Origin of the sequence: Phreatobacter oligotrophus, assembly GCF_003046185.1 — a bacterium.
Taxonomy (GTDB): Bacteria; Pseudomonadota; Alphaproteobacteria; order Rhizobiales; family Phreatobacteraceae; genus Phreatobacter; species Phreatobacter oligotrophus.
The window spans coordinates 150,368-173,447 of sequence record NZ_PZZL01000005.1 but is presented as its reverse complement, the minus strand read 5'-3'; the positions used below and the strand labels follow the sequence as shown (position 1 = coordinate 173,447).

Here is a 23,080-nt window from a genome sequence, read left to right as displayed (position 1 = left end):
GCGATCACATCGCGGCCGGCGGCCCCGGACCTCCCATGCGGAAATCACTCGACCTTCTCTACACCGGCGCCGCCTGGGCGGGCGCCGGATGCGTGCTCGCCATCTGCATCCTGATGATGGCGCAGGCGATCCTGCGGCTCGGCGGCGGCATGATCCGCGGCGCCGACGACATCACCGCCTGGATCTGCGCCGGGGCCGCCCTCCTGCCGCTGGCCGCCACCTTCAAGCGCGGCGAGCTCGTCCGCATGGGCATCTTCATCGACCGCTTCGACGATCGCACGGCGCGGTGGATCGAGCTGGTGGCGCTCACCATGTGCGCGGCCTTCTCGGTCTACATGACCTACGCGCTCGGCAACATGGTCTACGAGAGCTACATCTTCAACGACCGCGGCCAGGGCCTGTTGCCGCTGCCGCTGTGGATCCCGCAGACGCCGGTGGCGGTGGGGTCGGCCGTGCTGACCATCGCCCTGGTCGACGAGTTCCTGCGCGTCGCTGCAGGCCTCGTGCCCACTTACGTCCAGCAGGTTCGCGACCGCCACGCGGCCGGCGACTATTCCGGCGAGGTCTGAGCCATGTCCACCCTCGCGATCGGCGGCGTCCTGCTCGTCGTCATGTTCGTCGTGCTGACGCTCGGCGCCTGGATCGGCTTCGGCCTGGCCATCACCGGCTGGGTCGGCATGGCCTTCTTCACCAATTCCTCGCCCAGCCTGAACCTCGCCACCGCGGTGTGGCAGTCGGTGGCCTCCTGGGAGCTCGCGGCCCTGCCGCTCTTCGTGTGGATGGGCGAGATCCTGTTCCGCACCAATCTCGCCAACCAGATGTTCATCGGCCTTGCGCCCTGGCTCCGGCGCATTCCCGGCCGGTTGCTGCATGTGAACGTGCTGGCCTGCGGCATCTTCGGCTCGGTGTCGGGCTCGTCCGCCGCCACCGCCGTCACCATCGGCAAGATGACCGTGCCGGAGCTCAAGCGGCGCGGCTATCCCGACCACATGTCGCTCGGCTCGCTCGCCGGATCGGGCACGCTCGGCATCCTCATCCCGCCCTCCATCATCATGGTGGTCTATGCGGTGGCGGCCGAGGTCTCGATCATCCAGATCTTCCTCGCCGGCTTCCTGCCCGGCCTGCTCGTGATGGTGCTGTTCTCCGGCTACATCATCATCTGGGCGCTGCTGAATCCCTCGCAGGTGCCGCCGGACGATCTCGGCTCGACGACGCTGCGCCAGAAGCTCTACGCCTCGCGCGAGCTCATCCCCTGCATGCTGCTCATCCTGCTGGTCATCTGGGTGATCGTCGCCGGTTATGCGACGGCGACGGAAGCCGCGGCCTTCGGCGCGGTGGGCTCGCTGATCCTGGCATGGTGGGGCGGCTCGCTGACCTTCGAGAACTTCCGCGAGAGCCTCCTTGGCGCGACGCGGCTCTCGGCGATGATCATGTTCATCCTGGCGGGCGCGGCCTATCTCACGCTCGCCATGGGCTTCACCGGCATTCCTCGGGCGCTGGCGGAATATGTCGCCTGGCTCAACCCGTCGAAGTTCCAGCTCATCGGCGTGCTGACCGTCATGTACATCCTGCTCGGCACGGCGCTCGACGGCGTGTCGATGATCGTGCTGACCACCACCATCGTGCTGCCGATGATCCAGAAGGTCGGCATCGATCCGGTCTGGTTCGGCATCTTCATCGTGCTCCTCGTCGAGATCGCCGAGGTGACGCCGCCGGTGGGCTTCGTGCTCTTCGTGCTGCAATCGATGAGCGGACGGGACAGCTGGTACGTCGCCTATGCCTCGCTGCCGTTCTTCCTGATGCTGGTCATCGCCATCGTCGTCATCACCATCTTCCCGGACATCGTGACGGTGCTGCCGCGCATGTTCGTGGAGGCGACGCAGGCGGGCGGTCCAAGGTAGCGCCATGGCATCGCCCGTTCCCCGCTTCCTGCCGTGTGGCGACACGGCGGTGACGATCGAGTTCGGCACCGAGATCGACGACGCGGTCAATGCCCTCTGCCTCGCCTTCGACGAGGCGCTGAAGGCGGCGGCGATCCCCGGCGTCATCGAGACGCTGCCGACCTATCGCTCGGTGCTGGTGCAGGTCGATCCGCTGGTGATCGACATGCCGGCCTTCGAGGCGCGCGTCCATGCCATCCTCGACGGGCTGGCGCCGTCGGGCGCACCGCCCCGGCGCTGGACCATTCCGGTGGTCTATGGCGGGGAGTTCGGCATCGACCTCGAGGACGTCGCGAAGGCTCACGGTATCACCACCGAGGAGGTGATCCGCCGCCATTCCAGCCGCACCTACCGGGTGGCGATGCTCGGGTTCCTGCCCGGCTTCTGCTACCTGTCGGGAGCCGATCCCTCCATCGCCCTGCCGCGCCGCACCAGCCCGCGTCTCAAGACGCCTGCCGGCACGGTGTCCATCGGCGGCGTCCAGGCGCTCTTCGCCTCGGTCGAGGCGCCCTCGGGCTGGCATCTGCTGGGCCGCACACCGGTCCGCAACTTCATGCCGGACCGCGACCCGGTCTTCCTGGTCGGCGCCGGCGACGAGGTGGTGTTCCAGCCGATCCCGGAGCGTGAGTGGGATGCGCTCGATCGCGCCGCCGCGGCCGGCGAACAGGTGGCGGTGCTCGCATCATGACGCGCCTCGCGGTGAAGGATTGCGGCGCCGGGACCACCATCCAGGACGCCGGGCGGTTCGGCTACCAGCGCTATGGTGTGGGGCCTGCCGGCGCCATGGACAAGATCGCACTGGCGGTCGCCAACATGCTGGTCGGCAATTCGCCCGGCGAGGCGGCGATGGAGTTCACCGTGCTCGGCGGCTCCTTCGTCGTGGAGGGCGGGCCGGTGCGCGTGGCGCTGGCCGGCGCGCTGGCCGACCTCAAGGTCGATGGCGAGCCGGTGGCGGCGATGACCAGCGCCACGGCCGAGCCCGGACAGACCATCACGGTGGGGCCGGCCAAGGCCGGCACCTTCATGGTGCTGGCGGTCTCCGGCGGCTTCGACGTGAAGCGCGATCTCGGCAGCCGGTCCTTCCACCTGCGCGGCGGTCTTGGCGGGGTCGAGCGTGCCCCGGTCCGGCCGGGGCAGACGCTGCCGGTCGCCGGCGCGCCGCAGGGCCCGGACCTGACGGCGACCGTGCCGCCGAAGGTCTCGGCGGGTGCCTATCGCGTCGTCTTCGGCCCGCAGGACGACTATTTCAGCGAGGCCGGCAAGGCGACGTTCCTGTCCGAGACCTACACCGTCTCGGCCGAGGCCGACCGCATGGGCTACCGGCTCTCCGGGCCGGTGATCGAGCACGCCAAGGGCTTCAACATCGTCTCGGACGGCATCGTCACCGGCTCGGTGCAGGTCCCGGGCTCGGGCGAGCCCATCGTCCTCCTCGCCGACCGGCAGACCACCGGCGGCTATCCGAAGATCGCCACCATCGTCTCGGCCGACCTGCCGCGCTTCGTGCAGCAGCGGCCGGGCAGCGCCATGCGCTTCACCGCCGTGACGCTGGCCGAGGCCATCGCGGCCGCGCGCGAGCAGGCGGCGATGCTGGAGGCGGTGCGCGCCGGGCTGAAACCGGTCGGGCTCGGCCTCGACACAGAGCACCTGCTCTCCGTCAATCTGGTGGATGGCTGGGTGGACGCCCACGCGCCCCTGGTCGATCCTGCCCTGGACACCGTCGCCTGAAGGAGGGCGCCATGACCGCCGTCGATCTCAATTCCGACATGGGCGAGGGCTTCGGCCCCTGGCAGATGGGTGATGACGAGGCGATGCTCTCCATCGTCTCCTCCGCCAACATCGCCTGCGGCTGGCACGCGGGCGACCCGCTCATCATGCACCGCACCGCCGAGATCGCGAAGGCGAAGGGCGTGTCGATCGGCGCCCATCCGGGCTTCGGCGACCTGTGGGGCTTCGGGCGCCGCGTCATTCGCGGCGACAGCATGAGCGACCTGGAAAAGCAGATGGCCTACCAGATCGGCGCCATGCAGGCGCTGGCGGTCATGGCCGGCCACAAGGTCACCCATGTGAAGACCCACGGCGCCCTCGGCAATATGTGCAACGACGACCTCGACATGGCCATGGCGGTCGGCCGCGCCATCAAGGCCGTCGATCCGAGCCTCGTCTATGTGGTGATGCCCGGCCTCGTCACCGAGCAGGCAGCCGAGACGCTCGGCCTGCCAATGGCGCGCGAGGTCTTCGCCGACCGCACCTATGACGACAGCGGCAATCTCACCAGCCGCAAGAAGGAGGGCGCGGTCATCCATGACGCCGCGCTCGCCGCCGAGCGCGTGCTGCGCATGGTCGAGGACCAGGAGGTCATCACCATCACGGGCAAGAAGCTGAAGGTGCAGATCGACACGATCTGCGTGCACGGCGACAATCCGGCGGCGGTCGCCATGGCGCGCACGGTGCGCCAGACGCTGGAAGCCGCCGGCGTCACCATCAGGCCGTTCAGGAGCGCCTGAGCGCGCTGCGCGGCTGCGACGTGGCCGGCGCGCGCCCGACCGTGCGAATCGTCGCGTGGGACGGGTCCCACAATGCGTTCGGCCGTGCCCATACGCTGGCGGATATTGCCGCCCGCTTCGCTACGCCCAGCCTCGTGGCGCCCCTCTTCGGCATCGGCGGCCCCGGTCTCTGGCCGCCCCTCGCGGGGCAGGTGGGCCATCCTCTCCGTCTGCTTCCCGGACGGCCTCTGGCGCCATTCCTGGCAGGCCTTGCCCGGGACGTCGCGGATGCCGGTCCGGTGGACGTGGTCCACGTGTCCAAGCCGCGGCTGCCGTCGCTGCTGCTCGGCATGATGACGGCTCTGGCGCATGGCGCCCGCCTCATCATCGATGTGGACGATGACGAGCTCGCCTTCGTCGGCGGCAATGAGCCCCTGACATGGGACGAGGCCGTCGCAGAGAGTGGCGTCCATGCCGGCGCCTCCTGGCCGCATGACAGGGTCTGGACCTGCTTCGCCCCGACCCTCGTCCCTCTCGCCGACGCCGTCACAGTCGCCAATGTCGCGCTCCTGGAGCGGCTCGGCGGAACCCTCATCCGGCACGCCCGCGATGAAACACGCCAGCCGCCGGATCTCGCGCAGCGCCTCGCGACCCGCCGTGGCCTCGGATTGCGGGGTGACGATGTCGTGCTGGCCTTCGTCGGTACGCCTCGGGCCCACAAGGGCCTTGGCGACGTGGTCGCGGCCCTCGACCGGGCAGGCGACCCGCGGCTGGTTCTCGTCGTGGCTGGCGATATCCGCGACGCGGCCACCGCCACGGCACTGAGAGCGCGTCGCGGGCGTGTGCAGCTCTTGCCGGACCAGCCCTTTTCCCGCGTCGCCGATCTCGTGGCGATGGCCGACGCGGTTCCCCTTCTGCAACGTCCGGAGTTTCGGGTGTCAGTCGCGCAGATCCCGGCGAAGCTGACCGATGCGATGGCGGCGCGCGTTCCGGTCCTGGCCACCGAGGTGCCGCCGCTGCGGGACATCCATGCGGCCGGGGCCCTGGTGCCGGTTACCGGGGAGGGTGCGCTTGATGCTGCGCTCGCCAAGCTGCTCGGCGACCGCCAGGCCTTCGCTGGAACCGTGCAGCGCGCAGGCGAGCTTTTCGCGCGTGAGTTCAGCCTCGCCGCGAATGCCGATTGCCTGGCGGCGGTCTATCGCGGCCCGATCCATGCGGATCGACGGCAGGCAATGCGCGAGGTGCTGCTGCGCATCCACCGCCATGCCGGTGTGGCGCCCCCTGGCTGGCTCGGCCGCTGACGGGCCTCAGTGCTGCGAGCCCTGCGATGACGAGCCCCGCGCGAGGTTCGCATGGGCGATGCGCAGCACCGCCTCGATGGCGGTCTGCCGGTCCCACCCGCGCTCCACCATGTCGGCGATGAGCTGTTCGAGGGCGGGCTCGAGAACCATCTCGGCTTCGTCGAGGTGATCGGGGTCTTCGGGCTGGGTCTTCGGGGGCTGGATCATGGCAGGCGCTTCGTTCGGCGCCTGACTACGACCCGGCGTCGCCGCCGGATCAGTGCGGACCGGGTCCGTCAGTTGACCTCGGTATCCGTCGTTCGGCCGATATGCCGGTCTGCCTCCACCTCGGCCATGGCCGCGGCGGTCTGGGCGATGGACAGGCTGACGAGGGCCTGCGCCACCACCATGGGTTTCCACCCGGCCGCGACGGCGCGCGCCACGAGGTCCTGAAACGCAGCTTCGAGCGCCGCCTCGGCTTCGAGGACAGGGTCGGTCGGCGCGTCATTGGGGCGCGGGGAGAGGATCATGAGTGTCACGTCCGATACACCAGTCGGTTGTCCGACTGCAATGATGTCCGCAGAACTTTCACGCAGCGGCGGAGCGCCAGGGGCTTGCGCGCAAGCCCGGACCGCATCCTGTCGCAGCGCCACTCGGAACTTCGGAACCGTCACCTGGTTCCATGACGACGCAGATCCGTTGTAGCACAGAAGTGTCAAATTCAATTGACACTTTTTTATGTCACGATAATCTCCTGCTTCCTGGACGCTTCCCACGAAGGAGGGTGTCGTGACCGTCACTCCCATGCTCGACAGGCTCACCTCACCGCAGGACATCCGCAGGCTCAGCCCTGCCGATCTCGCCGAGCTGGCGGAGGATGTGCGCGTCGCCACCATCGATGCGGTGTCGCGCACCGGCGGCCATCTGGGCGCCGGGCTTGGCGTGGTCGAGCTCACGGTGGCACTCCACCATGTCTTCGACACGCCGCGCTCCAAGATCATCTGGGATGTGGGCCACCAGTGCTATCCGCACAAGATCCTCACCGGCCGGCGTGACCGCATCCACACGCTCCGGCAGAAGGACGGCCTGTCGGGCTTCACCCGCCGGGCCGAGAGCGAGTACGACCCGTTCGGCGCGGCCCATGCCTCGACCTCCATCTCCGCAGGGCTCGGCTTCGCGGTGGGGCGCGACCTCGCCGGCGATGACTTTTCCGTCGTCTGCGTCATCGGCGATGGCGCGCTGTCCGGCGGCATGGCCTATGAGGCGATCAACAATGCCGGGGCGCTCGGTTCCCGGCTGATCGTCGTGCTCAACGACAACGAGATGTCGATCTCGCCCTCGGTGGGGGCGCTGACGACCTTCCTCGCGCGGCTTGCGCCGACCCATCCCGACCGGCTCCTGACGCCATCCGCCGAGCGCGCCCGCAGCCCGCTTGCCGATGGTGGCCTCTTCGTCGATCTCGGCTTCCGCTATGTCGGCCCGATCGACGGCCATGACCTCGACCGCCTCGTGCCGGTGCTCGTCGAGGCGCGCGATGGCCCGCCCGGCCCGGTGCTGGTCCATGTGGTCACCGAGAAGGGCAAGGGCTACCAGCCTGCCGAGACCGCCGCCGACCGCTACCACGGCGTCGTCAAGTTCGATGTCGGCTCGGGCGTGCAGGTCAAGACCAAGTCCAATGCGCCGAGCTACACCAAGGTCTTCGCCGAGAGCCTGGTGGCCGAGGCCATGGATGATCCGCGGATTGTCGCCATTACCGCGGCCATGCCGACCGGCACGGGGCTCGACCTCTTCGCCCGCACCCTGCCGGAGCGCTGCTTCGACGTCGGCATCGCCGAGCAGCATGCGGTGACCTTCGCCGCGGGCCTCGCCTGCCAGGGGCTCAAGCCTTTCGTGGCGATCTATTCGACCTTCCTGCAGCGCGCCTATGACCAGATCATCCATGACGTGGCGCTGCAGGGCCTGCCCGTACGCTTCGCCATCGACCGGGCGGGGCTCGTCGGCGCCGACGGGCCGACCCATGTGGGGGCCTTCGACGTCGCCTCGCTCGCCTGCGTCCCCGGCATGGTGCTGATGGCCGCCGCCGACGAGGCCGAGCTCGTGCACATGGTCGCGACCGCCGCGGCCTATGAGGATGGCCCGATCGCCTTCCGCTATCCCCGCGGCGACGGCACCGGCGTCGACATGCCGGCGCGCGGCGAGGTTCTGCCCATCGGCAAGGGGCGTGTGCTGCGCGAGGGCGCGGATGTCGCCGTCCTCTCCTACGGCACGCGGCTGTCGGAGGCGCTCGCCGCCGCCGACCTTCTCGCCGCGGAGGGCATTTCCGTCACCGTGGCCGATGCGCGTTTCGCCAAGCCGCTCGACACCGCCCTCATCGCGGATCTGTCCACCCGTCACCGGGCGCTGCTGACCCTCGAGGACGGCGCATCCGGCGGGTTCGGTGCCCATGTGCTGCAGTGGATGGCCGGCGAGGGCCTGCTCGACCAGGGCCTGAAGGTGCGCACGCTGGCGCTGCCCGACCGGTTCCAGGCGCAGGACTCTCCCGCCGGCATGTATCGCGAGGCCGGTCTCGACGCCGAGACCATCGCCGACCGCATCCGCGAGCTCGCGCCCGCGGAGGGTGCTGCGCAGCGCCGGAGCAGCGTTGGCTAGAGTCAGCAGGACTACGGACTCGCCGATCCGATCCCGGAGCGAGACGTAAATGGTCTTCGCAATAAGGCGAAGCCAGGAAGCATCGCCCTCACGGAGGAGCATCCCTATGGCATTCAGACGTCGCATGATCGCTCTCGCCGGCCTCGCTTTGGCCGCCGCAGCGTCCCCCGCATTCGCTCAGTCTGCACCCGCCCCTGCCGCGGCGCCCGCCGCTGGTGCGGCGGATCCGGCCGCCGGCGAGCGCATCTTCGCCCAGTGCCGCGCCTGCCATCAGATCGGCCCGACCGCCCGCAACGGCGTCGGCCCGCAGCTGAACGGGATCTTCGGCCGCAAGGCCGGCAGCGTCGCCGGGTTCAACTACTCGCCGGCCTACCAGGCGCTCAACAAGGTCTGGGACGAGGACAATTTCCGCGTCTACATCCGCAATCCCCGCGAGGTCACGCCGGGCACCCGCATGGTGTTCAACGGCCTGCGCGACGAGGGGCAGATCACCAACCTGATCGCGTTCCTGAAGCAGTACAACGCCGAGGGCGTTCGCTCGCAGTGACGGCACGGGGCCGCCCGCGGGGGTCGGGCGCCACGCGCCTCACAGCAGAGCCGTCCTGACATTCAGTCATCGCGCCAGGCGACAGCAGTCAAAAAAAGGGGGCCCGTCGGCCCCCTTTTTCTATGTGGGCGGGCGGGATCAGACCGCCGTCCACACCGCCTTCAGTGAATCGACGAGGTGATCCACGTCGGCGTCGGTATGCATGGGCAGCGGGGTGATCCGCAGGCGCTCCGTGCCGCGCGGCACGGTGGGATAGTTGATCGGCTGCACGTAGATGCCGAAATCCTCCAGCAGCATGTCGCTCATCGCCTTGCAGCGGACTGGGTCGCCGACCATCACCGGCACGATGTGGCTGGGATTGTCGAGCGTCGGGATGCCCGCCGCAGCCAGCCGCCGGCGGACCAGCGCCACGCGATCGCGCTGCTGCATCCGCTCGACATTGCTGTCCTTGAGATGGGCGATCGCGGCCTGGGCGCCAGCCGCCACCGCGGGCGGCAGCGAGGTGGTGAAGATGAAGCCCGAGGCGAAGGAGCGGACGAAGTCGCACAGCGCATCGGAGGCCGCGATATAGCCGCCGACCACGCCATAGGCCTTGCCGAGCGTGCCCTCGATGACGGTGAGGCGATGGCTGACGCCGTCACGCTCGGAGATGCCGCCACCGCGGGGGCCGTAGAGGCCGACCGCATGGACCTCGTCGAGATAGGTCATGGCGCCGAAGGCGTCCGCCACGTCGCAGATCTCGGCGATGGGGGCGATGTCGCCATCCATCGAATAGACCGACTCGAAGGCCACCAGCTTCGGCACGGACGGATCGAGCTCGGCGAGCTTGCGCTCGAGGTCGCGCGGGTCGTTGTGCTTGAAGACCTTCTTCGGCGCCCGCGAATGGCGGATGCCCTCGATCATCGAGGCGTGGTTGCCGGCATCCGAGATGACGACGCAGTCCGGGATGTTCGAGGCCAGCGTCGAGAGGCTCGCCCAGTTCGACACATAGCCGGAGGTGAAGAGCAGGGCGGCTTCCTTGCCGTGGAGGTCGGCGAGCTCGCGCTCCAGCAGCACGTGGTAGTGGTTCGTGCCGGAGATGTTGCGCGTGCCGCCGGCGCCGGCGCCGCAGCGGTCGAGCGCCTCGTGCATGGCCTGGAGCACGGCCGGGTTCTGGCCCATGCCGAGATAGTCGTTGGAGCACCAGACGGTGACCTCGCGCTGGCGGCGGCCGGCCCGGTGCGTCGCCTTCGGGAAGGCGCCCATATGGCGCTCCAGATTGGCGAAGACGCGGTAGCGGCCCTCGAGGCGGAGCCGGTCAAGCTCTCCGACGAAGAACGCCTCGTGGTCGATGGGCTTGGTTGGCCGCCGCGCGAAGGCGCCCGCATAGGGACAGGCCGAGACCGGCCGGTCATCGGTGACGGGATGCGGCGCCTCGGGGGGGAGGGAACCGGTGCGGCTTTCGAGGCCGAGTTCTTGTGTCATGCTAGTCCTCCCTCTCCGTGGTTTTCACGGTCATGCCGCACAGGCGGCGAAGGCCCGTTCGAGCCGGGCGGCGTCGAAGTCCCGGCCGATGGCCGTGACAACGGGTGGGCTGAAGCGGCGCGGGGCCGCCGGATGAAGTTCGGCGCGCCCGTGGGCCACCGCGAAACGGATCCAGCCTGTGCCGGCGCGGCTGGTGCCGGTCAGGCTGATGACCTGGCCGAACTGGCCGATGGCGACCTGTTCCAGGACGCCGCGCAGCGCGCCGGCATCGACATCGCCGGTCATCGAGGTCTCCCACGAGACCAGCGCGTCGGGCGCCGCCTGGGGGGCGCTGCGGCGATGGGAGGCGAAGCCCCATTCCCACAGCTTGGTCGAGGCGATGGGCAGCACCATCAGCCAGTGCTCGAGGATGCCGAGCGCGAGCAGCGTGCCGGGCAGGAGATGGGCGATGCGCCGGAAGGGATCGGTCGCCGCGTCGAAACCGGGCAGGGCGAAGAGGACGAGCGCCACGGTCGCGGCGGTCATCGCCACGGGCATGAAGGGGTTCATGGCGCGGCGGCGAAAATAGCTGCCGAGATAGGCGAGATGCGCCGGCAGGAAGGCGTCCGGCGGGTTCGGCACGCCGAGGAACAGGTTGATCTTGGCGCTGAGCCGCATGAGCCACAGCACCCCATAGGTCCAGAAGGCGACGGGATTGGCCGCGTCCCAGGTGAGGACGAGGACGGTGATGCCGGCGGCCGCGATGGCGAGTTCGTGGTCGATGATCGCGGAGGCCGCGAGGCGGAAGCGACGGAAACCCGTCGCGCCGGGCGGGCAGGGGGCCCGCCGGGGGCCGGCGATGGTGCCGGTCAGGAAGGTCAGCTCCGTCCAGCCCCACAGAACCAGGGCTGCGACGAAGGCGGTGTAGGCGGCGGCGACCGACGTGTCGGCCGCCGTCCACCCAATCGCGGCAAGGGCGAGAAGGGCGAGGAGGCTCGCAACCGCGAGACTCCAGCGATGCGTCGGGCGCGGCAGCCCGTCGACATAGAGGATCGCTCCCGTGCTGGCCCACCACAGCACGATGGTCACGATGACCGGGAGAGCGATCTCGCCCATGGCGTCCGTCCTACCAGGCCGGAGCGAGCCGCACCTGCGTGGGCAGCTCGTTCCGGACGACGGGGATCATGTAGAGGCGGGCGAAAATGGCCGCCCCTTTGACGCTGAGCCAGGCCCGCTTGACGCGGCCCATGATGCCGCCCTGGGCCTTCGCCTCCTCGCCGGCGCGCACCAGGGCGAGCAGGCGGTCGAGACCGGGCTTGAAGGCGGGATGGTCGATGTCCAGCGTGAAGGGGAAGACCTGCTTGGAGATCTCCGAGGTGATGCGGAAGACCTTGAAGTCGTAGTCCGCCGGATCGATGCCGAGCTGGGCGTGGAAGGCCGGCCGCATGTGGTCGCGGACATACATCGTGGCGTAGACGGCGAGCAGGAAGAAGCGGATCCACAGGCGGTTGCGGCCCCGGAGCAGCTCGGGGTTCGCGCGCATGATGAGGGCAAAGGCCTCGCCATGGCGGAACTCGTCGTTGCACCAGTTCTCGAACCACTTGAAGATCGGGTGGAAGCGGCGCTCCGGGTCCCGTTCGAACAGGCGGTGGATGGTGATGTAGCGGGCGTAGCCGATCTTCTCCGACAGGTAGGTCGCGTAGAAGATGAACTTCGGCTTGAAGTAGGTGTACTTCTTCTCCCGCGTCAGGAAGCCGAGGTCGACGCCGACGCCGAAATCCTTGAGCGACTCGTTGATGAAGCCGGCATGGCGCGATTCATCCCGCGCCATGAAGGTGAAGAGATCGCGGATCTCCTTGTTCTGGATCCGCTTCTTGATCTCCGAATAGAGCACGCAGCCGGAGAATTCGGCGGTGAGCGAGGAGACCATGAAGTCGAGGAACTCGGCCCTCAGTTCGGGCGGGAGCTTCTCCAGGTCGACATCGAAGGCGCCGTCACGCTTGAAGTGGCCGCGATTGGGGTCGCGGCGCATCTCGGCCATGAGCTCGTCCCACTCGGCGCGAACCGAGGAGATGTCGAGCCGGTCCATGGCCGCGTGATCGGTGGTGTAGAAGCGGGGCGAGAGCAGGGCCTCGTCCTTGGCGATGTCGGCAGAAAAGGTTGCGCGTGTGCCGCCTTCGGGGGTCATGACTCACCTCCCGCCGGCTGGAAGCCCACCTCGTAGAGCTCGGTGAGCTCGAGATAGGCGGCAATGCGCGTCGCGAGGCGGGCGAGGCCGCCGGCGCGGATGATGGTCGCGGTGCTCTCGATCACCCGGCGCTCGCCGAATTCGATGTGCGACGGCGCATTATGGACCAGCACGCGGTCGCCGGGGCGGATTTCGACCGTCCCGATATCGACATAGGCGTGCAGGCTCTCAGGCGTGTTCTCCAGGTCGATCGTGCAGGGCACGTCGAACTGTCTTTCCCCGTTTTTCCCGTTCTCAGTCATCGTGAACCTTCCTTGTTTTGGAGGAGCTGGGAAAACGCCTCCAGGTTCGTTGGGCCGAAGGATCCGAGCGCGATGTCGCGACCGGTCGCGGTGTCGTGGAGGATGAGCATCCCGTTCACCCGCCGCTCGAGGCGGAAGGGTTGTTCCGGGCCAATGCCGCGCATCTTCCTGTCACGGGCGAGCCCGCGCATGACGCCACGCATGAAACCGCCCTCCCCGGGCGGGACTGCCAGCAGGAGATGGCCATCCGAGGCGCTGAGCACGCGGATGGAACCCTCCCGGTCTTCAAACCGCAGGTCGATGAACGTTGCGGCTTCGGCGGCGGGCAGCTGGACCGTGCCGATTCCGGCATGGCGGCCGAGCGCCGCGAAGAGGATGGCGAGCGCCAGCACCACGCCGGCGGTGGCGACGGGCCAGATGCCGAACCGGGTGTTGGGGACGGTCGCCGTGGTCATGATTGTCTCCTCAGCTCGTGGCCGGCTGGCCGAGCGCGGCGGGCGCCGGCATCTCGGGGGCAGCCGTCGGGAGGGGCTGCACGGCCTCGCCGCGCAGGGCACCTGCGAGCACCGCCGCGACGGCTTCGGGCCGGGCGATGGCGCGGAGCATCGGCTCCGGCCGCGTGACCCGCCACGGGCGCCAGTTGGGCCAGAGGGCGAGGGCGGCGATGCGCTGGCCGGCGACCAGGCGGACCGGCAGGTCGCCAGTGCCGTCGCCGCGGACCTTGAGCGCCGCGGATTCGATCTGGCTGAAGGGCACGTTGACCGTCAGCGGCAGGGCGACGCCGGAGCGGATGACGATGCGCTTGGTCGTCACCGTGTAGATCGTGCTGCGGGAATAGGCCCAGGCGAGCAGGGCGAGGACCGCCATGCAGGCCAGACCGAGCAGGGCGATCCAGGCCATCTGCCGCGAGGCCGCCGCCACCGCCATGCCATCGGCATGGGCGGCGATGCCGCGCCAGGCCACCAGCAGGGCGAAGTAGATCGCGACCTTGCGGATGTGGAAGGCGCGGACCGCGAGGCCCCGCCATTCCGGCTTGCCCTGCCAGAGGATGCGCTCGCCCTGGGGCGGGACAGCCGGCAGGCCCGGGATCGGCTCGAAGTCGAAATCGTCGCTCATATGATCGGCTCCTGGCGGCCGGGGGCGGCGTAGAGCAGACCACCGCCGAAGTAGCCCATGACCTTGTCCTCCTCGAGGAGGGTGATCCGGTCGGGATTGGCGAGGGCCGGCACGTCCGCGAAGTGCTTGCCGTAGAGGGCATCGACCACCACGCGGCGGCGCGAGGGCTGGAAGCTGCAGAAGCCCATGGGGATCATGACCCGGCGGGGCGAACCGGCACCGGGGATCTCCGCCTCGAGGTAGCGGATCACGTATTCGGCGCGGTCGACCCAGACATCGGCGATGGTGCCGACCACTTCGCGGTCACCGGCGACCAGCGTCATGCCGCGCGGATCGGGATCCTGCTCGGCGACGTGGAAGTCGGTGAGGATGCGCAGCGGCAGGATGCGCGGCTCGCCGGAGAAGAGGCGGTCCGGAACATCGGCGCGCTCGGCATAGGCGGCAGGGCCCACACCGTCGATGAGGGGATTGCCGGTCGGGATGAGCGGGGCGCCGGGGAACTTCGCCATGGGGGTGGCGGCGATGGCGCGGGTGTCGGGGCGCCCGCCGGCGACCAGGACGCTCTCGCCGCTGGCGAGGTGGTAGGTCTTGGAGGGCGGCGGGGCAGGCCAGCCGATGATGCTGACGCGGCCGCGCCTGCGGTCGCCCGAGCTCTCGATGAGCGGGTAGCCCTCGCGCTTGTTCTCCCGGTGCAGATAGAAGATCAGGCCGGCGAAGAAGATGAGGAAGGCCCAGAAGGTCAACAGCGCCAGGTCGATGCCGCGGTCGTCAAATCCGGTGATCATGGTCGCCTCCAGGGGCTGTGTGGGACGCCCTTCGGCCTATCGGGGAAACTGCGACAGGCCGAAGGGCGCCAGGACGGGTGTCTCGGCGTGCACGGTGGTTGAGGCCCGGCCGACCAGCGGACCGAGCGCGATGAGCATGGCGAAGAGCAGGAACAGCTCGAGGTGATAGACGGCCGCGTAGGCGGCAGACGGATCGGTGAGGGCGGGGCCGAGGGCGCCGCGGGTCGCGAGCGCACCGGTCAGGTCGCGCAGGATGCCGCCGCAGCCGACGGCAAGGCCGGCGGCGGTGGCCTGCACCGCGCCCCAGGCGCCGAGCGCGAGGCCGTTATAGCCGCGCCCGTCGAGGCCCATCGCGTAGGTGAGCGTGCCGACCGCGAAGAGCCCGCCGCCGAAGCCGATGAGGAAGGCGCCGGCGCGGAAGAGCGTGGGAGCGGCGAGGGGAGCGGCGAGGATCACCGCGGTGAAGGCGGCGATGCCGACCACGCCGCCGAGGCCGGAGAGGCGCGCCGGATCGAAGCCGCGGGCGAGCAGCCGCCCGGCGAGGGCGAAGGCGAGCAGGGCGCCGAGCGCCAACAGGACGGTGAGGCCCGTGGTGGCCGACACGCTGAGGCCGATCACCTCGCCGCCATAGGGCTCGAGGATGATGTCCTGCATGTTGAAGGCGGCGGTGCCGAGACCGACGGCGACGAGGAAGCGGCGCGCCTTGGGCTCGGCCATCAGCCGGCCCCAGGCCTCGCGGAACGAGGGTTCCTCGGTCCGGTTGCGGTTGCGGGAGGGGTCGCGCGCCTCCTGCTTCCACAGGGCGATGACGTTGAGGACCATGGTGGCCAGCGCCGCGCCCTGGATCACCTGGATCAGCCGCATGGCGCTGAAATCGGTGAGCAGCACGCCGAAGACGGCGCCAGCGGCCAGCATGCCGACCAGCAGCATCACATACATGAGGGCGACGACACGCGGCCGCGCCTCGGGCCGGGTGATGTCGGTGGCGAGCGCAAGGCCCGCGGTCTGGGTCGTCTGGAGCCCTGCGCCGACGAGCAGGAAGGCGAGGGCGGCGCCGATCTGGCCGGCGAGGACAGAGCCCTCGCCGTCGCCGGAGAGCACCAGCAGCGCGAAAGGCATGATGGCGAGGCCGCCGAACTGCAGCAGCGAACCCATCCAGATATAGGGCACGCGCCGCCAGCCCAGCGCCGAGACATGGGTGTCGGAGCGGAAGCCGATGAAGGCGCGGAAGGGGGCGACGAGCAGCGGCAGGGCCACCATGATGGCGACCAGCGAGGCCGGCACCTTCAGCTCGACGATCATGACACGGTTCAGCGTGCCGACCAGCAGGACGGTCGCCATGCCGACGGAGACCTGGAAGAGCGACAGCCTCACCAGGCGCGACAGCGGCACCTCCGCACTCGCCGCATCGGCGAACGGCAGGAAGCGCGGGCCGATCCGGCGCCAGAGGGAGAGGATGCTGCCGCTTGCCCGGATCATGGCCGCACGAGCTCCAGGGCCTGGCTGATGTAGAAGCCGCGGGCGACCTTGATCGTGCGGGCCTGGCCCCACGAGCCGATCGTCGCGTCGGCGGCGATGCGGCGGGCAAGCCCGCCCTCGCTCACCGGCTCGATGGCCGGGGCCCGGTCGCCGCGGGGGAAGAGCCGGCCGACGGCGTGCATGGCGCCGAGAAGAGCCGTGCGCGGGGCGAAGGTGAAGAGGATGGAGGAGCCGGTCTGGCGCGACAGCTGGGCGAGGACCCGCACCATGTCGTCGGCGCGGTAGTGGATGAGCGAGTCCATCGCCACCACATGGTCGAACCGGCCGAGCAGCGGGTCGAGGAAGTCGCCGACGCGGAAGTCGATGCGGCCGGGCATGGCGGTGTTGGCGGTGCGCTCGCGGGCAAGGCCCACCAGGGTCGCCGAGAGGTCGATCGCCACCACCTCGGCGCCGCGGCGGGCCGCCTCGACCGCGAGGGCCCCGGTGCCGCAGCCCGCATCGAGGATGCGGGCGCCGCGCAGGTCATCCGGCAGCCAGGAGAGCAGGGTCGACCGCATCGTGTCGCGGCCGGCGCGGACGGTCGCCCGGATGCGCCCGACGGGCGCGTCCGAGGTCAGGCGCTTCCAGGCCTCGACCGCGGTGCGGTCGAAGTAGGTCTCAAGCTCGTGGCGGCGGTCGCGATAGGTGACGGTGGGCATCAGTCGAACCCCAGAAGGTCGAAGATCTCGCGGTCCTTGAGCGGGCCGACGTCGAGCGGCTCGGTGCCGTCCCACAGCAGCTGGGCGAGGCGGATGTATTCGCGCTGGACGGCAAGCACTTCCGGCGTCGGCTCCATCTCGAACAGCGTCGCCTTCTTCAGCCGCGAGCGGCGGATGACGTCGAGGTCGGGCAGGCGGGCGAGGGTCTTGGTGCCGGCCGCGTTGTTGAAGCGCTCGATCTGGTCGGTGTCGGCGCTGCGGTTGGCGATGACGCCGGCGACGCGCACGTCGTAGTTCTTCGACTTGGCCTTGATGGCCGCGACGATGCGGTTCATCGCGAAGATCGAGTCGAAGTCGTTGGCGGCGACGATGATGGCGCGTTCGGCATGCTGGAGCGGGGCGGCGAAACCGCCGCAGACCACGTCGCCGAGCACGTCGAAGATGACGACATCGGTCTCGTCGAGGAGGTGGTGCTCCTTCAGCAGCTTCACCGTCTGGCCGACGACATAGCCGCCGCAGCCGGTGCCCGCCGGCGGGCCGCCCGCCTCGACGCACATGACGCCGTTGTAGCCCTCGAAGACGAAGTCCTCGGGCCGCAGCTCCTCGCTGTGGAAGTTCACGCCCTCCAGCACGTCGATGACGGTGGGGATGAGGCTCTTCGTCAGGGTGAAGGTCGAGTCGTGCTTCGGATCGCAGCCGATCTGCAGCACGCGCTTGCCGATCTTGGAGAAGGCGACCGACAGGTTCGACGAGGTGGTCGACTTGCCGATGCCGCCCTTGCCGTAGACGGCGAAGACCTTGGCGGAGACGTCGAGCTTGGAGTCGATCATCACCTGCACCGAGCCTTCCCCGTCGGGGGGACGCGGCACGGGCTTGCGGATGGCGAGGGGTGTAACGAGGCCGCTCATGCAGCTCTCCCGGGGCTGACGCCCTCCAGACGGTCCTCGAGGTCCTCCCCGGCCGCGCGCAATGCGGCGAGGGTTTCCGGATCGGGGGTCCAGAAGTTGCGTTCGTGGGCTTCAATGAGGCGGTTGGCGAGACGTGCCGAGGCCGTGGTGTTCAGGCTCGCCAGGCGATCGCGCATGGCGGGGTCGAGGACGTAGAGGTCGGCGATGTCCTTGTAGATCCAGGGCGCCACGGCACCGGTCGTGGCCGACCAGCCGACGGTGTTGGTGACGTGCTCCTCGATGATCCGCACGCCCTCATAGCCGTGCTGGAGCATGCCCTCGTACCATTTGGGGTTGAGGGTGCGGGTTCGGGTCTCCAGCGCGACCTGTTCGCCCAGCGTGCGGACGACGCCGCTGCGGCGGGTCTGGTCGGAGATGTAGACGGGGACGACGGCGCCACGGGCGCGCTTCACCGCCTGGGTGATGCCGCCGAGCGTGTCGAAATACTGGTCGACCGTGGTGACGCCGAGCTCGACCGAGTCGAGGTTCTGGTAGGCGAAGTCGACACCGGCGAGGACGCTTTCCAGCAGTTCGCCCGCCTTGGCGGGCTTGCCGCCGCGGTCATAGGCGAAGCACTTGCGGCGGGCGAAGGTCTCGGCGATCTCCTCCTCGTCCGACCAGCGGCCGCTCTGAATGAGGCCGTTGACGTTTGCGCCATAGGCGCCGTCGGCATTGGAGAAGACGCGGAGCGAGGCCTCGTCCAGCGTGCCGCCATGCTCGGCCTGCCAGGCGAGGGCGTGCTTGCGGATGAAATTGGCCTCGGGGGCCTCGTCGGCGGCGGCCGCGAGATGGGCGGCATCGGCCAAGAGCTTGATCTGCAGGGGCAGCAGGTCGCGGAAGATGCCGGAGAGGGTCATCACCACGTCGATGCGCGGCCGGCCGAGCTCGGCAGCCGGGATGAGCTCGGCGCCTGCGAGGCGGCCATAGGCGTCGAAGCGGGGCCGCGCGCCCATCAGGGCGAGGGCCTGGGCGATGGGGCCGCCCTCGGTCTTCAGGTTGTCCGTGCCCCAGAGCACCAGGGCGATGGTCTCCGGCACGCCGTGCCCGTCGGCGGCATGGCGGGCGAGGATGCGCTCGGCCTGGGCCGCGCCATCGCGCACGGCGAAGGCGCTGGGGATGCGGAAGGGGTCGAAGCCGTGGAGGTTGCGGCCGGTGGGCAGGACGGCGGTGGTCTTCAGCACGTCGCCGCCGGGGGCGGGGCGGATGAAGGTGCCGTCGAGGGCCGCGAGGATGCCACCGATCTCGGTCTCGGCGGCCAGCAGCCGGTCGGTGGCGGCGAGCTGCGTCCAGGCCTCGCGGGTGGCGTCGTCGGTGGCGATGCGGTGGCTTGCGAGCGCCCGCTCGACGCTCTCGCCGCCGACGATGGCGGCAAGCGTCTCGCGGTCCGGCGTGAAGCCGTGGCTCGCCTCGCCGATGCCGGTGAGGAGGTCGAGGCGCTCCTCCGTGCCGGCGGCGCGGCCGACCACATGCAGGCCGTGCGGGATGAGGGCGTATTCCAGCTCGAGCACATCCGCCGCCAGCTTGGCGATGATGACGTCGAGATTGCCGGCGAAGGCCGGGCTCGCCGGGCAAAGTTCCACCGCCGAGGCCTGGGCCTGGATCAGTTCGGCGAGGGCCTTGCGCGATCCCACGTCGACGGGATCGCAGAGCCGCCAGCGGTCGATCGAGGCCTTGAGGTCGAGCAGGCCGCGATAGAGCCCGGCCTGGGTGAGGGCAGGGGTGCGGTAGCTGACGAGGGTCGCCGCCGAGCGCCGCTTGGCCAGCGCCCCCTCGGACGGGTTGTTGGCGGCGTAGAGGTAGAAGTTCGGCAGGTCGCCGATCAGCCGGTCGGGCCAGGAGCGGGCGGAGAGGCCCGCCTGCTTGCCCGGCATGAATTCCAGCGCGCCATGGGTGCCGAAATGCAGCACGGCGTCGGCGCCGAAATCCTCGCGGAGGTAGCGATAGAAGGCGGAGAAGGCATGGGTCGGCGCGAAGCTCTTCTCGAAGAGCAGGCGCATCGGGTCGCCCTCCCAGCCGAAGGCGGGCTGGATGCCGACGAAGACATTGCCGAAGCGCTCGCCGAGGACGAAGAGGCCGGCGCCGTCGCTCTGCTGGCGGCCGGGGGCCGGGCCCCACTGGGCCTCGATCTCGGCGAGATGGGGCTCGCGCCGGACATGGTCGGCGGCGGGAATGCGATGCGCGACGTTGGCGGTGGTGCCGTAGCGGGCGGCATTGCCATCGAGGATGCGATGGCGGAGCGCGTCGACGTCCTCCGGCACCTCGACGCTGTAGCCGGCGGCGGCCATGGCGGTGAGCGTGTTGAAGAGCGATTCGAACACGGCGAGATAGGCGGCCGTGCCGGTATTGCCGGCATTCGGCGGGAAGTTGAACAGGACGATGCCGACCTTGCGCTCGGCCCGGGCGCGGCGGCGCAGGCCGATGAGGCGGTCGACGCGGGCGGCGAGGGTGGCGGCCCGCTCCGGGCAGGCCTGCATCTCGCGGCCGTCGCGGTTCGCGGGGAAGCGGCAGAGCTTCTCGCAGCCGGTGCAGGGCTCGCCGGCGCCGGCGGCGCGGCCGCCGAAGACGGTCGGCTGGATGGCGCCGTCGATCTCGGGGATCGCCACCATGATGGTGTTCTCGACGGGCAGCAGCCCGCGGCCCGAGGCGCCCCATTCCTCCAGGGTCTGGAACTCCAGCGGGTGGGCGGCGATGTAGGGCACGCCGAGCTGGACCAGCGTCGCCTCGGCGGCAGCCGAGTCGTTGTAGGCGGGGCCGCCGACCAGCGAGAAGCCGGTGAGCGAGATCACCGCGTCGACGGTCGGTCGGCCGTGGTCGAGGAAGAAGCGCTCGATGGCGGGCCGCGAATCGAGGCCGCTGGCGAAGGCCGGAACGACGGTGAGGCCGCGCGCCTCGAGGGCGGCGATGACGCCGTCATAGTGGCGGGTGTCGCTGGCGAGCAGGTAGGAGCGCAGGACGATGAGCCCGACGCGGGCGCCGCCGCTGGCCGGCAGGCGCGACGCGGTCTCGGTGATCCGCTCCGGCAGCCGCGGGTGGTAGAGGCCGACATCGGGATAGTCGATGGGCGCTGCCGCGGGGACCTTGCCGCGCAGGCCCTTGCGCGGGCCGTCTGCATACCGGTCGATCAGCAGGCGGATCATGTTCTCGACGTTGTCGTCGGATCCGGCGAGCCAGTATTGCAGCACGAGGAAATAGGCGCGCAGGTCCTGGGCCGAGCCCGGGATGAAGCGCAGGATCTTCGGCAGGCGCCGCAGCATCCGCATCTGTCCGGCGCCCGATCCGCCGCCGGGGCTCGACTTGCCGCGCAGGCGCTTCAGGAAGGACAGGGCACCTCCCGACTTCTCACCGAAACGATAGCGGCCGAGGCGGGTGAGGTTGACGACGTCGGGGATCGACATGCAGCCGACGATGGCGTCGCAGGTCTCGCGACGGGCGCGCAGGTTGTCGATGATCGGCGCGACATGCTCCTCCATGAACAGCATGGAGCAGAGGATGATGTCGGCATTGTCGATGGCGCTGCGGCAGCGGGCGAGAGCCCCCTCGTCGCTCGCCCATTCGGAGGCGGCGTGCAGCGACAGGTCCAGTCCCGGCAGGCTCGCCGCCATGCGAACCCGCGCTCGCGCGACAACACCCGCCAGGTGGTTGTCCAGCGTGACGATGGCGACGCGGATCGGCGTCGCGTCAGCGGCCGAAATGGGCTTTCGCATCGTAGAGCGTGTCCAGGGTGATGGTGGTGATGCCGCGCTCGAGAGCGAAGCGTTCGGTGTTGCGCCGGGCCTTGCCGCGGACGAAGAAGGGGATCTTGCGAAGCTCCTGTTCGGCGACCGCGTCCCACGCGGTCGGGCCGGGTTGAGAGGGAGGAGAGGCGAGGACCGGCTCGGCGACAGCGGCCTCGGCGGCCGCGGGCATGTGGGTCTTGCCGAGATGCGAGCCGGTGCGGTCGTTGAACTCGAAATCGCCGCGGAACATGTGGAGCAGGTGCTCCTCCAGGCCCATCATCAGCGGGTGGACCCAGGTGTCGAAGAGCACGTTGGCGCCCTCGAAGCCCATTTGCGGCGAGTGCCGCGCCGGGAAATCCTGGACATGGATCGGCGCCGAGATGACGGCGCAGGGAATGCCGAGGCGCTTGGCGATGTGGCGTTCCATCTGCGTGCCGAGGATGAGCTCCGGCCGCAGCGCGGAAATCTCCGCCTCGACGTCGAGGTAGTCATCGGTGACCAGCGCTTCGATGCCGTGGCGGGCGGCTTCGGCGCGGATCTCGCGGCCGAACTCGCGGGAATAGGTGCCAAGGCCGACCAGGTCGAAGGCGAGTTCGGAGGTGGCGACGCGGGCGGCAGCGAGGGCGTGGGTCGCATCGCCGAACACATAGACGCGCTTGCCGGTGAGATAGGTCGAATCGACCGAGCGCGAGTACCAGGGCAGGCGCGAGGCGGCATCGGCCAGGACCGGCGAGACACCGGCGATCCGCGCCACCTCGGCGATGAAATCGCGCGTGGCGCCGACGCCGATCGGCACCGTGCGCACGGCCGGCTGGCCGAAGGTCTTCTCGAGATAGCGGGCCGCCGGCTCGGCGACTTCCGGGTAGAGAACGACGTTGAAATCGGCGTCACCCAGGCGGGCGATGTCGGACGGGCGGGCGCCGAGCGGGGCGACGACGTTCACATCGACGCCCAGGGCGGCGAGGATGCGGGTCACCTCCATCACGTCGTCGCGGTGGCGGAAGCCGAGCGCGGTCGGGCCGAGGAGATTGCAGCGCGGGCGGCCGATGCTGGTCGCGGTCTCGCGCGGCCGGGCCAGCGCCCGGACGAGGCGATAGAAGGTCTCGCCGGCGCCCCAGTTCTCTTTCTTCTGATAGGCGGGCAGCTCCAGCGGGATCACCGGTATCGGCAGGCCGAGGCGGGCGGCGAGGCCCCCCGGATCGTCCTGGATCAGCTCGGCGGTGCAGGAGGCGCCGACGATCATCGCCTCGGGCTTGAAGCGCTCGTAGGCGGAGCGGCAGGCTTCCTGGAACAGGCCGGCCGTGTCGCCCCCGAGGTCGCGCGCCTGGAAGGTCGTGTAGGTCACCGGCGGGCGGCGGTCGCGCCGCTCGATCATGGTGAAGAGCAGGTCGGCATAGGTGTCGCCCTGCGGGGCGTGCAGCACGTAGTGCAGCCCTTCCATCGCGGTGGCGATGCGCATGGCGCCGACGTGGGGAGGTCCTTCGTAGGTCCAGAGGGTCAGCTGCAT

General features: G+C 69.8%; 22 protein-coding genes. 8 read left to right on the top strand and 14 right to left on the bottom strand.

What is annotated here, in order from left to right; genetic code table 11:
- Positions 1–35 precede the first annotated feature (35 nt).
- The 6 genes from C8P69_RS13100 to C8P69_RS13075 are packed head-to-tail and all read left to right on the top strand — an operon-like array spanning position 36 to position 5,724.
- Entirely contained in the window at positions 36–569 is a 534-nt protein-coding gene (locus C8P69_RS13100) for a TRAP transporter small permease subunit (protein WP_108177847.1), read from the top strand.
- A gap of 3 nt (positions 570–572) precedes the next feature.
- Positions 573–1,901, top strand: coding sequence for a TRAP transporter large permease (locus C8P69_RS13095; RefSeq protein WP_108177845.1), 1,329 nt, complete (start codon positions 573–575; stop codon positions 1,899–1,901).
- Positions 1,902–1,905: 4 nt separating this feature from the next.
- Positions 1,906–2,628: a 5-oxoprolinase subunit PxpB gene (pxpB, locus tag C8P69_RS13090; protein ID WP_108177843.1), complete on the top strand. Its 723-nt coding sequence runs from the start codon at positions 1,906–1,908 to the stop codon at positions 2,626–2,628.
- Positions 2,625–3,665 (top strand): 5-oxoprolinase subunit C family protein, encoded by a 1,041-nt coding sequence (locus C8P69_RS13085; RefSeq protein ID WP_108177841.1) that lies wholly within the window; start codon positions 2,625–2,627, stop codon positions 3,663–3,665. The genes pxpB and C8P69_RS13085 overlap by 4 nt, the downstream gene beginning before the upstream one ends.
- Positions 3,666–3,676: 11 nt before the next feature.
- On the top strand, positions 3,677–4,444 hold the full coding sequence (locus C8P69_RS13080; RefSeq protein WP_108177839.1) for a LamB/YcsF family protein: 768 nt from the start codon (positions 3,677–3,679) through the stop codon (positions 4,442–4,444).
- A gap of 20 nt (positions 4,445–4,464) precedes the next feature.
- The gene (locus C8P69_RS13075; protein ID WP_108177837.1) at positions 4,465–5,724 is read left to right on the top strand and encodes a glycosyltransferase; all 1,260 of its coding nucleotides are present in this window, start codon (positions 4,465–4,467) and stop codon (positions 5,722–5,724) included.
- A gap of 6 nt (positions 5,725–5,730) precedes the next feature.
- On the opposite strand, the gene C8P69_RS13070 is transcribed toward C8P69_RS13075, so the two are convergent.
- Together C8P69_RS13070 and C8P69_RS13065 are read right to left on the bottom strand one after the other, a co-directional pair.
- Positions 5,731–5,931 carry a hypothetical protein gene (locus C8P69_RS13070; RefSeq protein ID WP_108177835.1) on the bottom strand — a complete coding sequence of 67 codons (201 nt, stop codon included), beginning with the start codon at positions 5,929–5,931 and terminating at the stop codon, positions 5,731–5,733.
- A gap of 68 nt (positions 5,932–5,999) precedes the next feature.
- Positions 6,000–6,233, bottom strand: a complete 234-nt coding sequence (locus C8P69_RS13065; protein ID WP_108177833.1) for a hypothetical protein — start codon at positions 6,231–6,233, stop codon at positions 6,000–6,002.
- Positions 6,234–6,507: 274 nt separating this feature from the next.
- On the opposite strand from C8P69_RS13065, the gene dxs reads away from it, so the two are divergent.
- On the top strand, positions 6,508–8,352 hold the full coding sequence (gene dxs / locus C8P69_RS13060; RefSeq protein ID WP_108177831.1) for a 1-deoxy-D-xylulose-5-phosphate synthase: 1,845 nt from the start codon (positions 6,508–6,510) through the stop codon (positions 8,350–8,352).
- Positions 8,353–8,458: 106 nt separating this feature from the next.
- On the top strand, positions 8,459–8,899 hold the full coding sequence (locus C8P69_RS13055) for a c-type cytochrome (protein WP_245902023.1): 441 nt from the start codon (positions 8,459–8,461) through the stop codon (positions 8,897–8,899).
- A 138-nt stretch (positions 8,900–9,037) separates the two neighbouring features.
- On the opposite strand, the gene hemA is transcribed toward C8P69_RS13055, so the two are convergent.
- The 12 genes from hemA to bchB form a co-directional block, all read right to left on the bottom strand.
- Positions 9,038–10,231 (bottom strand): 5-aminolevulinate synthase, encoded by a 1,194-nt coding sequence (gene hemA, locus C8P69_RS13050; protein WP_108178124.1) that lies wholly within the window; start codon positions 10,229–10,231, stop codon positions 9,038–9,040.
- A 162-nt stretch (positions 10,232–10,393) separates the two neighbouring features.
- A complete protein-coding gene (gene puhE / locus C8P69_RS13045) occupies positions 10,394–11,458 on the bottom strand; it encodes a putative photosynthetic complex assembly protein PuhE (RefSeq protein ID WP_108177827.1) in 1,065 nt (354 codons plus the stop codon).
- A 10-nt stretch (positions 11,459–11,468) separates the two neighbouring features.
- Positions 11,469–12,530 carry a magnesium-protoporphyrin IX monomethyl ester (oxidative) cyclase gene (gene acsF / locus C8P69_RS13040; RefSeq protein ID WP_108177825.1) on the bottom strand — a complete coding sequence of 354 codons (1,062 nt, stop codon included), beginning with the start codon at positions 12,528–12,530 and terminating at the stop codon, positions 11,469–11,471.
- Positions 12,527–12,832, bottom strand: a complete 306-nt coding sequence (locus C8P69_RS13035) for a hypothetical protein (protein ID WP_108177823.1) — start codon at positions 12,830–12,832, stop codon at positions 12,527–12,529. Before C8P69_RS13035 ends, acsF begins: the two co-directional genes overlap by 4 nt.
- Entirely contained in the window at positions 12,829–13,287 is a 459-nt protein-coding gene (gene puhC / locus C8P69_RS13030; RefSeq protein ID WP_108177821.1) for a photosynthetic complex assembly protein PuhC, read from the bottom strand. The genes C8P69_RS13035 and puhC overlap by 4 nt, the downstream gene beginning before the upstream one ends.
- 10 nt (positions 13,288–13,297) lie before the next feature.
- Positions 13,298–13,948 (bottom strand): photosynthetic complex putative assembly protein PuhB, encoded by a 651-nt coding sequence (gene puhB / locus C8P69_RS13025; RefSeq protein ID WP_108177820.1) that lies wholly within the window; start codon positions 13,946–13,948, stop codon positions 13,298–13,300.
- The gene (gene puhA, locus C8P69_RS13020; protein ID WP_108177818.1) at positions 13,945–14,733 is read right to left on the bottom strand and encodes a photosynthetic reaction center subunit H; all 789 of its coding nucleotides are present in this window, start codon (positions 14,731–14,733) and stop codon (positions 13,945–13,947) included. Before puhA ends, puhB begins: the two co-directional genes overlap by 4 nt.
- Before the next feature lie 36 nt (positions 14,734–14,769).
- Complete coding sequence (locus C8P69_RS13015) at positions 14,770–16,212, bottom strand: PucC family protein (protein ID WP_108177816.1); 1,443 nt, start codon at positions 16,210–16,212, stop codon at positions 14,770–14,772.
- Positions 16,209–16,910 (bottom strand): magnesium protoporphyrin IX methyltransferase, encoded by a 702-nt coding sequence (bchM, locus tag C8P69_RS13010; RefSeq protein ID WP_108177814.1) that lies wholly within the window; start codon positions 16,908–16,910, stop codon positions 16,209–16,211. The genes C8P69_RS13015 and bchM overlap by 4 nt, the downstream gene beginning before the upstream one ends.
- Complete coding sequence (gene bchL, locus C8P69_RS13005; RefSeq protein WP_108177812.1) at positions 16,910–17,818, bottom strand: ferredoxin:protochlorophyllide reductase (ATP-dependent) iron-sulfur ATP-binding protein; 909 nt, start codon at positions 17,816–17,818, stop codon at positions 16,910–16,912. Before bchL ends, bchM begins: the two co-directional genes overlap by 1 nt.
- On the bottom strand, positions 17,815–21,561 hold the full coding sequence (locus C8P69_RS13000; RefSeq protein ID WP_108177810.1) for a magnesium chelatase subunit H: 3,747 nt from the start codon (positions 21,559–21,561) through the stop codon (positions 17,815–17,817). Before C8P69_RS13000 ends, bchL begins: the two co-directional genes overlap by 4 nt.
- Positions 21,536–23,080, bottom strand: coding sequence for a ferredoxin:protochlorophyllide reductase (ATP-dependent) subunit B (gene bchB, locus C8P69_RS12995; RefSeq protein WP_108177808.1), 1,545 nt, complete (start codon positions 23,078–23,080; stop codon positions 21,536–21,538). Before bchB ends, C8P69_RS13000 begins: the two co-directional genes overlap by 26 nt.

Bases quoted from the DNA above. Each gene is read 5' to 3' on its own strand.
- C8P69_RS13100 (WP_108177847.1), top strand. From the start codon at position 36: ATGCGGAAATCACTCGACCTTCTCTACACCGGCGCCGCCTGGGCGGGC.
- C8P69_RS13095 (WP_108177845.1), top strand. From the start codon at position 573: ATGTCCACCCTCGCGATCGGCGGCGTCCTGCTCGTCGTCATGTTCGTC.
- C8P69_RS13085 (WP_108177841.1), top strand. From the start codon at position 2,625: ATGACGCGCCTCGCGGTGAAGGATTGCGGCGCCGGGACCACCATCCAG.
- bchL (WP_108177812.1), bottom strand. From the start codon at position 17,818: ATGAGCGGCCTCGTTACACCCCTCGCCATCCGCAAGCCCGTGCCGCGT.
- bchM (WP_108177814.1), bottom strand. From the start codon at position 16,910: ATGCCCACCGTCACCTATCGCGACCGCCGCCACGAGCTTGAGACCTAC.
- C8P69_RS13065 (WP_108177833.1), bottom strand. From the start codon at position 6,233: ATGATCCTCTCCCCGCGCCCCAATGACGCGCCGACCGACCCTGTCCTC.
- puhB (WP_108177820.1), bottom strand. From the start codon at position 13,948: ATGAGCGACGATTTCGACTTCGAGCCGATCCCGGGCCTGCCGGCTGTC.
- C8P69_RS13015 (WP_108177816.1), bottom strand. From the start codon at position 16,212: ATGATCCGGGCAAGCGGCAGCATCCTCTCCCTCTGGCGCCGGATCGGC.
- acsF (WP_108177825.1), bottom strand. From the start codon at position 12,530: ATGACCCCCGAAGGCGGCACACGCGCAACCTTTTCTGCCGACATCGCC.
- puhA (WP_108177818.1), bottom strand. From the start codon at position 14,733: ATGATCACCGGATTTGACGACCGCGGCATCGACCTGGCGCTGTTGACC.
- puhC (WP_108177821.1), bottom strand. From the start codon at position 13,287: ATGACCACGGCGACCGTCCCCAACACCCGGTTCGGCATCTGGCCCGTC.
- C8P69_RS13070 (WP_108177835.1), bottom strand. From the start codon at position 5,931: ATGATCCAGCCCCCGAAGACCCAGCCCGAAGACCCCGATCACCTCGAC.
- pxpB (WP_108177843.1), top strand. From the start codon at position 1,906: ATGGCATCGCCCGTTCCCCGCTTCCTGCCGTGTGGCGACACGGCGGTG.
- dxs (WP_108177831.1), top strand. From the start codon at position 6,508: ATGCTCGACAGGCTCACCTCACCGCAGGACATCCGCAGGCTCAGCCCT.
- puhE (WP_108177827.1), bottom strand. From the start codon at position 11,458: ATGGGCGAGATCGCTCTCCCGGTCATCGTGACCATCGTGCTGTGGTGG.
- C8P69_RS13000 (WP_108177810.1), bottom strand. From the start codon at position 21,561: ATGCGAAAGCCCATTTCGGCCGCTGACGCGACGCCGATCCGCGTCGCC.
- C8P69_RS13055 (WP_245902023.1), top strand. From the start codon at position 8,459: ATGGCATTCAGACGTCGCATGATCGCTCTCGCCGGCCTCGCTTTGGCC.
- bchB (WP_108177808.1), bottom strand. From the start codon at position 23,080: ATGCAGCTGACCCTCTGGACCTACGAAGGACCTCCCCACGTCGGCGCC.
- C8P69_RS13035 (WP_108177823.1), bottom strand. From the start codon at position 12,832: ATGACTGAGAACGGGAAAAACGGGGAAAGACAGTTCGACGTGCCCTGC.
- C8P69_RS13080 (WP_108177839.1), top strand. From the start codon at position 3,677: ATGACCGCCGTCGATCTCAATTCCGACATGGGCGAGGGCTTCGGCCCC.